The organism is Dyella subtropica, assembly GCF_026283965.1.
Taxonomy (GTDB): Bacteria; Pseudomonadota; Gammaproteobacteria; order Xanthomonadales; family Rhodanobacteraceae; genus Dyella_D; species Dyella_D subtropica.
The window spans coordinates 88,596-101,534 of the sequence record NZ_JAPDPD010000014.1; the positions used below are offsets into that span (position 1 = coordinate 88,596).

Below are 12,939 nucleotides of genomic sequence, written 5' to 3' on the forward strand. Positions count from 1 at the left end.
TTGCGGCCCCTTCTTTCGTACTCGGTTTCAGTTCTGGCTCGGCGGCTGCTTGGCGGGCTCGCTGGCCGGAGGCTGCTCTGAGGACTGCTTCTTCTCCCACTTGTGCTGCTCGTCGAGCAACTCCTCAGGATCGAAGTTGCCGTCCTTCAGGCCCTGCATCCGTTCGATCACGTCGGTCGGCGGGTTGCCGTCATAGATCTGGTAGATGCGCTGCTGGCGATAGGCATCACGCAGAAACGCGTACGGATCGTAGGCCGACTGCAGGAAGCTCTCCGCATCGATAGCGCGTGCGCGTAGCGTCACCAGGTACAGCGCCGACGGCAGATAGTACTGGCCGGCCTTGAAGCTGTGGTTGCGCGAGTAGTAGCTCAGCGGATCGAAGAAGTAGCTGTCCACCGGCAGGCGCCACACATCGCGCACTGTGGTCGGGCCGATGAGTGGCAGCATCAGGAAGTCGCCCTCCGGCACGCCCCAGCGGGCGAGGGTGATGCCGAAATCGTTGTCTTCCAGCGGCAGACCGAGCTGGCTGGCCGGGTCGAAGAAGCCGCCGATACCCAGCGTCAGATTGACCAGGAAACGTCCGGTGCTGCGTGCAGCCTGCATCGGGCGGGCCTGCAGCAGGTCGTTCGCCACCGTGATTGGCATGCGGATATTGGTGAAGAAGTCGCTCACCGCGCGGCGGACCGGGGGATTGGTCACGTTGCGGTAGCCCACAGCCACCGGACGAATGACCGCCTTGTCGACTGAATCGTTGAAGGCGTACACCTTGCGGTTGAATTGCTCGTGCGGATCATCCATGCGCGGTTTGGCGATGGTGCAGCCGGTCAAGAGCGCCACAGCGAGCAGCGGCAGGCAGCGCAGCAGAGGGTGTCGGATGATGGACGACATCGGCATCAGGGGATCCGTTAGGGTGTAAAAGTGTACTTCCTAGTACTCATATTGTGTACCGTCTGGCAGTCTCGCGGCTTGGCACTGCAGGTCTGCTGAACCGCGCATCATACGGCTATGCTGCATTGCCAGCAAAGCGCCCGCTGGCTACACTGGCGGCCTATAAGTCGCTTTATTCTTTAAGGATTTCACATGGCACGCATTACCGTGGAAGACTGCCTCGACGTAGTCGACAACCGATTCGAGCTGGTGCTGATGGCGACCAAGCGCGCCCGCCAGCTGTCCAAGGGTGCCGAACCGGCGGTCAACCCCAATCACGACAAGCCCACCGTGCTTGCCCTTCGCGAGATTGCGGATCGCCGCATCGACCAGGCCACTATCGACGAGATCGACAAGGCCGAGCGCGAGCGCGCCGAGCGCGAAGCGCTGGAGTGGGCTGCGGCAGAAGTTGACGACGACCTCTCCAAGGGCGGTGACGACTGATGGATGGCGCTGGCTGTAAACGAAGCTCCGCGCGCGCCGGTTCCGCCGGCGTTATGTGCGAGTGCGTCGTTTCAGCTGGTTTAGAAGTTCTCTGCCAGCGTTGCGAGGTGGCTGCCTGAGCGGCGGCCAACCTTCCGTGCCGGCCGCCACGCATCCCGACACTGTGGATACGTCGGCATTGCCTCCGTATGTGCTCGCCCTGAAGGAGCGCGTAGCCTACCTGCCAGAGCCGCAGGTGATGCGTGTGATTCGCGCCTACGAAGTCGGTGCGCAAGCTCATGAAGGGCAAGCGCGCAAAAGCGGCGAGCCGTATATCACGCATCCAGTCGCCGTGGCCGGCATCCTGGCCGAACTCGGTCTCGATGCCGAGACCATCATCGCGGCGATCCTGCATGACACCCTCGAAGACACCGCGCTGAGTCGCGGCGAACTCGCGAGAGAGTTTGGCGAAGCCGTGGCCGAACTGGTCGACGGCGTTACCAAGCTGGACAAGATGAGCTTCAGCAGCCGCCAAGAGGCCGATGCGGAGAGCTTCCGCAAAATGCTGCTGGCGATGGCGCGCGACCTGCGCGTGATCCTGATCAAGCTGGCCGACCGCCTGCACAACATGCGCACGCTGGGTGCGAAGGATGCGCCATCGCGTCGCCGCATTGCGCGCGAAACGCTGGAGATCTACGCGCCGATCGCGCAGCGCCTGGGCATGAACAAGTTCAAGGCGGAGCTGCAGGATCTGGGCTTTCGCGCGCTGCACCCCGACCGCTATCGCGTGATCAGCGAGCGCATCCGCGCCGCGCTGGGCAACCGTCGCGAGGCCATGGGCAAGATCGAGGCCGCGCTGTCGACCCGGCTCACGGCTGAGCATCTAACGTCGCGTGTGATCGGCCGCATCAAGTCGCCGTGGAGCATCTATTCGAAGATGCGCGGCGAGCACAAAAGCTTTGCGCAGCTGATGGACGTGTACGGCTTTCGTGTGGTGGTGGACAGCGCGATGAGCTGCTACATGGGGCTGGGCGCCGTCCACTCGCTGTACAAGCCGGTCGATCGTCGCTTCAAAGACTTCATCGCCATACCCAAGGCCAACGGCTATCAATCACTGCACACGGTGCTGCTGGGGCCGTTCGGCGCGCCGATCGAGGTGCAGATACGCACCGCAGAAATGGACTCGGTGGCTGAGCGCGGCGTGGCCGCGCACTGGGCCTACAAGACTGACAGCGGCCCGGCGAACAGCGCGCAGGCGCGCGCACGAGAATGGCTTTCTTCGCTCGCCGACAGCCAGGCTAATACCGCTTCGTCGGCGGAATTCATCGAGAACGTAAAGATCGACCTGTTCCCGGACGAGGTCTATCTGTTCACGCCGCGCGGCGACATTCTTTCGTTGCCGCGCAATGCCACCGCGCTCGATTTCGCCTATGCCGTGCATACCGACGTGGGCGATCACGCCGTGGCCGCGCGCGTCGACAAGAAGCTGCTGCCTCTGCGCACACGGCTGGAGTCGGGACAGCTGGTGGAGATCATCACTGCACCGTCGGCCGTGCCGAATCCGGCGTGGTTGGAATCGGTGGTCACCGGCAAGGCGCGTACCGCGATCCGCCAGTACCTCAAGCACCTCCAGCACGAGGATGCCGTCGATTTCGGCCATCGCATGCTCGACCGCGCGCTCGATGCGCAGGGCAGCAGTCTCGATGCCATTCCGCCGGCGGTGCTGGATCGCTTCCTGGAGGCCTCCAAGTTCAAGCGCCTGGAGGAGCTGCTTTCCGACATCGCCCTGGGCAACCGCATGCCGGACGTGGTGGCGGGTCAGTTGCTGGCGGCGCGCGGTAAGCAGAAGGGCGAGGCCGTACCGACGGCGCATGTGACGGAGAAGATCCGCATCACGGGCGCCGAGCGCGGCGTGTTGAGCTTTGGCAATTGCTGCCATCCGCTGCCGGGCGACGAGATCATCGGCTATCTGTCGTCGGGCAAGGGCATTGTCGTGCACCGCGTCGAATGTCCGAACGTGGTGGAGCTGCGCAAATCGCCCGAACGTTGCGTGGCGATCGAATGGGACCGCGATGTGCAGGGCGATTACCGCGCCGAGCTGCGCATCGAAGTCATCAACCGTCCCGGCGTGCTGGCAACGGTGGCTGCCGCGATCGCTGCAGCCAACTCGAATATTGAGAACGTGGAATACGTTGAGCGCGATGCTGCGGCTGCGACTTTGCTGTTTGCGCTCGAGGTGAGGAATCGCAAGCACCTTGCGGATGTGATCCGCCGCGTGCGCCGTACCGGCGTCGTCAGCGGTGCCTACCGCTATCCCTTGTAGGAGCGCACCCCTGGGCCGTGTCCAGGGCAGATTCTGTCGCGATGAGCGCGCCGCGGCGTGATTCACGCCCCGCAGGCTTTTCGCCCACAGGGCGGGCTCCTACACTTGGCCCTTTCCCGTTCGAGGTTTGCGCCATGTCCCGCAGCATCATCACCACTGACAAGGCTCCGGCCGCGATCGGCCCCTATTCACAGGCCGTGCGTGCCGGCAACACGGTGTATTTCTCCGGGCAGATTCCGCTGGACCCGACCACCGGCAACCTGGTGGATGGCGACATCGCCGCGCAGACCTGCCAGGTGTTCGACAATCTCAAGGCGGTAGCCGAGGCGGCGGGCGGTTCGTTGTCGAAGATCGTCCGCGTCGGCATCTACGTCACCGATCTGGCCCATTTCATTACCGTGAACGCGGTGATGGCAGAGTATTTCCAGGCGCCTTACCCGGCACGTTCCACCATCGAAGTGTCGGCGTTGCCCAAGGGCGCCGAAGTGGAAGTGGATGCCGTCATGGTGCTGGACTGATCCCACCATTCGGCTGGGGCTGACACTGATAGTCGACGCGCCCGCTACGCGAGCGCGATGAGCTCCGGTAGGCTTGCGGCAATGCCTGCTCGACCGAACAGCCCCGCCATGGATGCTTCACACACCGCCGGCCTCACGCCCGTTGCGGCGCTACCCGGCATCGGTCCCGCTCTGGCGGAAGCGCTGGGGCGACTGGGGCTCGAGCGGGTGCAGGACTTATGGTTCCACTTGCCGCTGCGTTACGAGGACCGCACTCGCATCAGCACCATCGCCGAGCTGCGTGCGGGCGAGCGGGTGCAAGTGCAAGGTGTGGTGGAAGCTGTTGAACGCGGCTTTCGCTATCGGCCGCAATTGAAAGTCGCTATCGGCGACGATTCCCGGCAAACGCTGCTGCTGCGCTTCTTCCACTTTCATCGCGCCCAGGCCGAGCAGTTGCAGCCTGGGCGACGCCTGTTGGTGTTCGGCGAGGCGCGCCAGGGCGCACACGGGTTGGAGATGGTGCATCCGCAGTACCAGCGCCTTGCCGATGACGCGGAGCCTTCGATGGAAGACCGGCTCACACCGGTGTACCCAAGCACCGAAGGCCTGGGTCAGAAGCGGATCACCAGCGTGATCGCCAAGGCCCTTGCGCTGCTGCCCTCGGATGAGCAGCTTGAGCTGATCCCTCCTGAATTGGGCGCAGCGCATGGGCTCACTTCCTTGCGCGATGCGCTGATGTACGTCCATCGACCACCGGCGGATGCACATGTGGGACAGCTGATGCTTGGTCGCCATCCCGCTCAGCAGCGGCTGGCTTTCGAAGAATTGCTGACCCAGCACATCAGTCTCAAACGTATGCGAGCGGCGGTGCGCCGTCGACATGCGCCAGTGCTGGGGGGCGATGGCGGCCTGCGAAAACGTTTGCTGGAAGGCTTGCCGTTTCAGTTGACCGGTGCGCAGCAGCGCGTATCGGATGACGTCGCCACGGATATCGCGCAGCCGAGGCCGATGCTGCGCCTGGTGCAGGGCGACGTGGGCAGCGGCAAGACGGTGGTGGCTGCGCTGGCCGCGCTCGCGGCGACCGAGGCCGGCCATCAGGTCGCTTTGATGGCACCTACCGAGCTGCTGGCCGAGCAGCACCTGCGCAATTTCCGTCAATGGCTGCAGCCACTGGATATCGAAGTCGAGTGGCTGGCCGGCAAGGTGGTTGGCAAGGCGCGCCAGCAAGCGCTAGCGCGCGTAGCGGCCGGAGTGCCAATCGTGGTCGGCACGCATGCATTGATGCAGGAGGGTGTGGCTTTTGCGCGGCTGGGGCTGGTCATCGTCGACGAACAGCATCGTTTCGGTGTGCAGCAGCGACTCGCACTGCGCGACAAGGGGCTGGAAGGCGATCAAGTGCCGCACCAACTTGTACTTACGGCGACGCCGATTCCGCGCACACTGGCCATGAGTGCCTACGCAGACTTGGACGTTTCCTCCATCGACGAGCTACCGCCAGGGCGCACGCCGGTGCAAACCATTGCCATCTCCAATGGGCGTCGCATCGAGGTGATCGAGCGTATCCATGCGGCCTGTCGCGAAGGTCGCCAGGTGTATTGGGTTTGCACGTTGATCGAGGAGTCGGAACAGCTGCGTGCTCAAGCCGCCGAGGTGGCGCATGCCGAGCTTTCTGCGGCCTTGATGGATTGCAAGGTGGGCCTGATCCACGGTCGCATGAAGCCGAAGGAAAAGCAGGCCGTGATGGATGCTTTCAAGGCCGGTGAACTTGCCGTGCTGGTGGCGACTACGGTGATCGAGGTGGGCGTGGATGTGCCCAATGCGAGTCTGATGGTGATCGAGAACAGCGAGCGCCTGGGGCTGGCCCAGTTGCACCAGTTGCGCGGGCGCGTCGGGCGTGGCGCCGTCGCCTCGAATTGTGTGCTGCTCTACCAGCCGCCGCTGGGTCAGCTTGCACGCGAACGCCTGCAAGTGATGCGCGACACCAACGACGGTTTCCGTATCGCCGAGAAGGATCTGGAGCTGCGTGGTCCAGGCGAAGTGTTGGGTACGCGGCAGACGGGGCAGCTCAGCTTCCGCATCGCCGACCTGGCCCGCGACGCGCACTTGCTGCCGGCAGTACAGCAAGTGGGTTCGGAGATGTTGCGGCACCATCCGAAGCGCGCCGAACAGTTGATCGAACGTTGGGTGGGCGTGGCTGCGCGTTACGCGCATGCGTGAGTATGAGCAGAGGTGGTGCCGCATTTCGCTGGCCCTTTTGCTCTGTTCCCCATTCCCCATAAGCTACGTGCCCAACCCAAAGGTCCACTCATGAGCAAGCCGCAACTCCTCATCGACACCGATCCGGGCGTGGACGACGCGCTGGCCATCCTGATGGCGCATGCGCACGCCGATATCGCCGGTCTCAGCATCGCTGCTGGCAACGTTGGTCTTGAGCACACGGTGCGCAATGCACGTACGCTGGTGGATCTGGTGGGCGCGACCGTGTCGGTGTTCGGCGGTTGCCCGACGCCGCTGGTGCGCGCGCCGGAAGAGGATGCTGCTTTCGTGCATGGCACGGATGGCTTTGGCGATGTCGGGTTCCCCGAGCCCAAGGTCGCAGCGGCGGACGAGCAGGCCGCGCTGGCCTTGTTGCGTCTGACCCGCGAGCGCCCCGGCGAACTGACCCTTGTGGCGCTGGCGCCGTTGACCAATGTCGCCTTGGCGTTGCGGCTTGATCCCGGCCTGCCAAAGCGCGTGAAGCGTCTGGTGGTGATGGGGGGCGCGGTGACCGGGCAGGGCAACACGGGCAAGGTGCCGGCCGAGTTCAATATCGGCTTCGATCCCGAGGCGGCGCACGTAGTGTTCGAGGCGTTTCCGCGCTTCGACCTGGTCGATTGGGAAGCCACCCTGCGCCATGCCTTCGACGAAGCGGAGTTCGATGGCTGGCTGTCCGCTGGCGACCATCGCGCAAAGTTCTTCGGCCAGGTGTTCCGTACCGCCCGTTCTTTCAACGTCAAGCACAGGCGTCGTGGCATCATCGCGGCGGATGCGCTGGCTATGGCGGTGGCGATCGATCCTTCCATCATTACCCGCAGCGAGGAACGGCATGTGGCAGTGGAGTTGGATGGGCGGTTGACCCGCGGTGCTACGGTTGTCGACTGGGCCCGTCGTCTGGGTCATCCGGCCAATGCCCGTATCGTGCTGGATGTGGATCAGGCGCGGTTCGCAGCTATGGTGAGACGGGCGCTCGGCGCCTCTTGATTAGCGTCTTGGTACGCCTCGCTTAGGCAAGTCCCTGAGCGACTTGCCAATGCCGGCGACCTATCGTTACAATACCGCTCTTTTCACCCACCGCTTTGAGTCCGTCATGAAGCCCGATACCCATCCGAATTACCGCCCGGTGGTGTTCCAGGACCTGTCGTCCGAGTTCGCGTTCCTTACGCGTTCGACGATTGCCACCAAGGAAACCGTCAAGTGGGAAGACGGCAACGAGTACCCGCTGGTCAAGGTGGATATCTCCAGCCATTCCCATCCGTTCTACACCGGCAAGCAGAAGACGCTGGACGTGGGCGGTCGCGTCGACAAGTTCCGTCGCCGCTACGCGCAGAAGTAATTCGCGCTAGGCGTGGTCGCCAGGCCTCCGGCTCTGGCTTCCCGTAACACGGACATGGGGCGAGCGTAAGCTCGCCCCATGTTTTTTCGTGTCCGCCATCCGACCATGCGCTAAGGGATGTTCACCGGATCGATGTGCGATAATGGCCGGTATTGCATCGTTGCCACCCCCGGGCACGATGTTTCTACATTCCCTCGCCGGTAGGCACACGCTACGTGTCGGCCGGTGGTGACATACGTGAAGGAGGTTTCCGTGTCCGATACCAAGATTGTCAAGCTGGTGGATGAGTCGAGCAACCGCAGCAGTGAGCTGCCCCTGCTGAGCGGTACGCTCGGTCCGGCATGCATCGACATCGGCACCCTCTACAAGGATACAGGCCACTTCACCTACGACCCGGGCTACGGCAGCACTGCCAGCACCAAGAGCGCCATCACCTACATCGATGGCGACGAGGGCGTGTTGTTGTACCGCGGCTACCCGATCGAACAGCTGGCCGAGAAGTCCAGCTTCCTCGAGGTGGCCTACCTGTTGCTCAACGGCGAGTTGCCGAGCAAGACGCAGTTCAACGATTTTGACCACCAGATCACGCATCACACGATGATGCATGAGTCGCACAAGGACTTCTTCAAGGGCTTCCATCACGACGCGCATCCGATGGCCATGCTGGCTGCCTCGGTGGCTTCGCTGTCGGCGTTCTACCACGACAAGCTCGACGTGGATAACGCGGAAGACCGCAAACTGGCTGCGATTCGCCTGATCGCGAAGATGCCGACCATCGCCGCCGCCTGCTACCGCTATTCCATCGGCTGGCCGTTCCGTTACCCGCGCAACAACCTCGCGTATGTTGACCGCTTCCTGCACATGATGTTCGAAGTGCCGAGCGAGCCGCTGGAGATGAGTCCGGTTGCCGCCAAGGCGTTGGATCTGCTGTTCATCCTGCACGCCGATCACGAGCAGAACGCATCCACCTCCACGGTGCGTCTGGTCGGTTCCACCGGCGCCAACCCCTACGCTTCGATCGCTGCGGGCATCACCGCGCTGTGGGGCCCGGCACATGGCGGCGCCAACGAAGCCGTGCTGAAGATGCTTGAAGAGATTGGCACGGCGGACAAGGTCGAGACCGCCGTCAAGCGCGCCAAGGACAAGAACGACAACTTCCGCCTGATGGGCTTCGGTCATCGTGTCTACAAGAACTTCGATCCGCGCGCCAAGATCATCCGCGAGATGTGCCACAAGGTGCTCGCCGAGCTGGGTGTCAACGATCCGCTGCTCGACGTGGCGATGAAGCTGGAAGAGGCTGCGCTGAAGGACGACTACTTCGTCGAGCGCAAGCTGTACCCGAACGTCGATTTCTACTCCGGCATCATCTACAAGGCGTTGGGTATTCCGACCGAGATGTTCACCGTGATGTTCGCCATCGCGCGCACCGCTGGCTGGATCGCGCATTGGATCGAGCAGCACGAAACGCCCGGCTCGCGCATCGGCCGTCCGCGTCAGATCTACACCGGTGCCGGCGTGCGCGATTACGTGTCGGCCGACAAGCGCTAAGTCACCGCAGTATTAAAACGAAAAACGCCCGGCATTGCCGGGCGTTTTTCGTTGGGGCTTTCGTAATCAGCGCAAGGCGGCTGCGAGCTTGCGTTCGAAGTCGTCTGCGTCATCGCTCTCGGCGAGCAGGGTTTCCACGGTGGCCAGCGAGGCACGCCGCATAGGTTTCTCGTCGATGCGGTCCAGTGGCGGCTGGCGCAGCGCGTCGATCGGGAACACCGTGATGTCGAAGGGCAGGCCGTCGGCGGCGAACAGCAGGACAGGGTACTCGGCCTGTTCATCGCGGCTGGCGCGTAAGCGTCGGGTCTGCGTCTCGACGGGGACACCGTGCTCATGCAGGAACAGCACGACCGCTTCGGGATCGTCGGCGAATACATGCAAGCAAACCGCTGAATGGCCGTCGGCGGTGCCGTCAAGCACGGCGCCGACCAGACGCGGTTCGTAGGCACGTAGGAAGCGCATGGCCTCGATGGCGGCTTCGCGCCGTTCTTGCAGCAGCTGCGGCTGGCTCTCGGCATGGAAGATGCGCTGATGCTCGCGCAGCGCATCCTCGATCTCGTTGTTGCGGGGCAGGGCCTGCGCGTCGAGGATGCCCAGACGCTCGGCGGCCTTGAGCTTGGCGTGATGAAAGTCGCGGATACCGTGTTCGCTCATCAACCGCGCCGCTTCCTGGGCGATGCGTCGACGATTGCGCTGGACGCGGTCGTGCGCGTGGATGTGATGGTGTTCGCCTCGCGCCATGGTCGTGATCCCTCCTCAGTCAATAATGCGGACGTCTATGTGGGAGGAGCTGCCGTCGTGCGGCCTTGCATCGGACCGGCGGTAGCCGCCGATCCGTCGCTGTCAAAAGATGTCGTAGGCGTGCTGCTGGTCGGGGTCCTCTTGCTGCTGGCTGGCCTGCTGGCGCAGGCGGTCCACGTCTTCCACCTTGAACATCTCGGACATGCTGTTGGGGTCGCCGGCGCCGGAAGGCAAGCCACTTGACCGGTTGATCTGCACCGTACTGATACCCGGCGGCATCGACAAGGTGGTGGAGGGCACGTCCTTGAGCGCGGCGCCCATGTAGCCCATCCATATGGGCAGCGCGGCCTTGGCGCCGAACTCGCCACGGCCCAGCGAACTGAAATCGTCGAAGCCTACCCATACCGCGGTCGACAGGTCGCCATTGAAGCCGACGAACCAGGCGTCGCGATGCTCGTTGGTGGAACCCGTCTTGCCGGCCAGGTCGTCACGGCCAAGCGCCATGGCGGCCGCGCCGGTGCCGCGCTTGACCACATCCTGCATCAGCGACGTCACCAGGTAATCGTTGCGAACGTCGATCACTTGTGGTGCCAGCACGGGCGGGTGGGTGCCACCGCCATGGGCGTCCGCGGGCAGCACGGCGTCGCCGGGGGCAGTAGGCACCACCGAGCTGGCACTTGCTATGGAGTTGGCAGGAATGGGGTTGCTGGCTGGCGGCGGGCCTGGCGGACGCGTGTCGAGCAGGCGTTCCTGGCAGGTGCGGCAGGCGCGTGCAGGGTTGGCCACATACACGGGCTTGCCGTCGCGGTCGTCGATCTCGCTGATGAAGTACGGCGTTACCAGATAGCCGCCATTGGCGAACGCGGCATAGCCGCGCGCCATGCCCATCGGCGACACCGAAGCGGTGCCCAGCGCCATCGAGAGATTGGGCGGTAGCGCATCCAGGGAGAAGCCGAAGCGCGTGATGTAGTCGCGGGCGTAGCGCACGCCGATCGCGTCGAGCAAGCGCACCGAGACCAGGTTCTTAGATTTCACCAACGCTTCACGCAGGCGGATCGGCCCATCAAATTTGTCGTCGTCGTTGGACGGAGTCCACAAACCGTCCGGCCGTGATGGATCGGGCAAGGCTAGTGGCGCGTCGTTGACGATGGAGGCCGGCGTGAAGCCGCGCTCGAAGGCCGCCGAGTAGATGTAAGGCTTGAAGCTCGAACCTGGCTGGCGCGCGGCCATCACGGCGCGGTTGAACTTGCTTCGCAAGAAATTGAAGCCGCCCACCAGTGCCTGCAGCGAGCCATCCTCCGGATTGACCGAAGCCAGTGCGCCTTGCACTTTCGGGATCTGGGTCAGCTGCCACTCGCCTTTCTCGTCGCGCGACAGGCGAATGATGTCGCCGCGTTTGAGCACGGTGCTCACGCTTTTGGGTGCTGCCCCAATCCGGGTTTCGCTGATATAGGGACGCGCCCAGTCGACGGATGCCATGCCCAGCTTGGTCTGCTCGCGGCTGGACAGGTACACGGTCGCTTCGCTAGCGGACACCGCCGTGACGATGCCAGGGTGCATGCTGGCGATGTCGGTGTAGCTTGACAGCACCCGGTCGTAGTCTTCGTTGCCGGCGTTGTCCGCCAGTTCCTGGTGATCCTCCGGTCCGCGCCAGCCGTGGCGGCGGTCGTAGTCGATCAGGCCGGCACGCAGCGAGTCGACGGCGGCCTGCTGGCGAGCGCTCTGTACCGTGGTCTTGATCACGTAGCCCTCGGTGAGGGCGTCGTTGCCCAGGCGATCCAGCGCCTGCAGGCGGACCATTTCGGCCAGGTAGGGCGCATCCACCTCGATCGGCGGCTCATGCGGATAAGCGCTGTTCGGCTCGTTGACGGCCTGGTCGTGCTCGGCCTTGGTGATGTAGCGATTCTGCAGCATTTGGCCCAGCACCCAGTTACGGCGTGCGATGGCGCGTTTGGGATTATTGAGCGGGTTGACCACCGAGGGTAGCTGGAAGGTGGAGGCGATCAAGGCACACTCGGCCACGCTCAGCTGGTCCAGCGACTTACCGTAGTAATACGAGGCTGCCGCCGCCACGCCGTAGGAGCGGTGGCCGAGGAACATCTTGTTCAGATAAAGCTCAAGGATCTGATCCTTGCTCAGCTGGTTCTCCATACGCAGGGCGATGAAGATCTCGGTGAGCTTGCGTGAATACAACTTCTCGGGGCTGAGGAAGAAGTTCCTCGCGACCTGTTGGGTAATGGTGGAGCCGCCAGGCCCCTTGTCGCCACCGGAGACGACGACATGCCAGCCGGCGCGGGCAATGCCGTGCCAGTCCACGCCTGGGTGGCTGTAGAAATCGGCGTCCTCGGCTGACAGCACGGCGTGCTTCAGCCGCTCCGGCACGTCAGCGATAGTCACGGGGATACGACGGGTTTCGCCGAAACTTGCGATCAGCTTTCCGTCCGCGCTCATCACGCGCAGTGGAACTTGCATGTGGTAATCCTTCAGTGCAGCGACTGAAGGCATGCGGGGGGAAACCAGCCAATAAGCCACACCCACCGCGGCGACAGCCAGCAGTAATCCGGTGAAAGCAAGGATCAGCACCCAGCGCAGCAAACGCTTGAGAATTTGCATGGTGTGGAGTTTGCGAGACCTGAGTCAAAACACGACAGAGTATAGATGTAGCACTATCGCCTGAATGGGTGGTGGCCGGCACATTCCCTGCACATTCCGGTGAGGCAGAGCAAGAAATGCGCCACCGAAGGGATCGCGCTAAGTGTGCAAGCCATCACGCCAAACAGTCGAGAAAGTTGTCGTAGGCCATTGCCAATACGTCAATTTTTGGATTTAATGCCGACGCGCACTCGCCGCACATACGGTGCGGGCGCCCAGGGGCAAGGGGGAAAATC

At 63.3% G+C, this 12,939-nt stretch carries 10 protein-coding genes; 7 read left to right on the plus strand and 3 right to left on the minus strand.

Going from position 1 to position 12,939, the window contains the following annotated elements; all coding sequences use genetic code 11:
• Positions 1-27: 27 nt before the first annotated feature.
• Complete coding sequence (locus tag OUZ45_RS13645) at positions 28-888, minus strand: MlaA family lipoprotein (protein ID WP_266170667.1); 861 nt, start codon at positions 886-888, stop codon at positions 28-30.
• Positions 889-1,080: 192 nt separating this feature from the next.
• Here OUZ45_RS13645 and rpoZ point away from each other — a divergent pair, with 192 nt between their 5' ends.
• From rpoZ to OUZ45_RS13680, 7 genes are all read left to right on the plus strand, one after another.
• Positions 1,081-1,371: a DNA-directed RNA polymerase subunit omega gene (gene rpoZ, locus OUZ45_RS13650; protein ID WP_266170668.1), complete on the plus strand. Its 291-nt coding sequence runs from the start codon at positions 1,081-1,083 to the stop codon at positions 1,369-1,371.
• 136 nt (positions 1,372-1,507) lie between these two features.
• Positions 1,508-3,673 carry a RelA/SpoT family protein gene (locus tag OUZ45_RS13655; RefSeq protein ID WP_266170669.1) on the plus strand — a complete coding sequence of 722 codons (2,166 nt, stop codon included), beginning with the start codon at positions 1,508-1,510 and terminating at the stop codon, positions 3,671-3,673.
• Between the two features lie 134 nt (positions 3,674-3,807).
• Positions 3,808-4,191 carry a RidA family protein gene (locus tag OUZ45_RS13660; protein WP_266170670.1) on the plus strand — a complete coding sequence of 128 codons (384 nt, stop codon included), beginning with the start codon at positions 3,808-3,810 and terminating at the stop codon, positions 4,189-4,191.
• Between the two features lie 108 nt (positions 4,192-4,299).
• The gene (gene recG / locus OUZ45_RS13665; RefSeq protein WP_266170671.1) at positions 4,300-6,387 is read left to right on the plus strand and encodes an ATP-dependent DNA helicase RecG; all 2,088 of its coding nucleotides are present in this window, start codon (positions 4,300-4,302) and stop codon (positions 6,385-6,387) included.
• A 90-nt stretch (positions 6,388-6,477) separates the two neighbouring features.
• Positions 6,478-7,410: a nucleoside hydrolase gene (locus OUZ45_RS13670; protein WP_266170672.1), complete on the plus strand. Its 933-nt coding sequence runs from the start codon at positions 6,478-6,480 to the stop codon at positions 7,408-7,410.
• A gap of 106 nt (positions 7,411-7,516) precedes the next feature.
• Complete coding sequence (locus OUZ45_RS13675; protein ID WP_266170673.1) at positions 7,517-7,762, plus strand: type B 50S ribosomal protein L31; 246 nt, start codon at positions 7,517-7,519, stop codon at positions 7,760-7,762.
• Between the two features lie 252 nt (positions 7,763-8,014).
• Positions 8,015-9,310, plus strand: coding sequence for a citrate synthase (locus OUZ45_RS13680; protein ID WP_266170674.1), 1,296 nt, complete (start codon positions 8,015-8,017; stop codon positions 9,308-9,310).
• A gap of 66 nt (positions 9,311-9,376) precedes the next feature.
• Here the strand turns inward: OUZ45_RS13680 and OUZ45_RS13685 are convergent, their stop codons facing one another.
• Positions 9,377-10,051: a hypothetical protein gene (locus tag OUZ45_RS13685; protein WP_266170675.1), complete on the minus strand. Its 675-nt coding sequence runs from the start codon at positions 10,049-10,051 to the stop codon at positions 9,377-9,379.
• Positions 10,052-10,153: 102 nt separating this feature from the next.
• Positions 10,154-12,664, minus strand: a complete 2,511-nt coding sequence (locus OUZ45_RS13690; RefSeq protein WP_266170676.1) for a penicillin-binding protein 1A — start codon at positions 12,662-12,664, stop codon at positions 10,154-10,156.
• Positions 12,665-12,939: the final 275 nt, after the last annotated feature.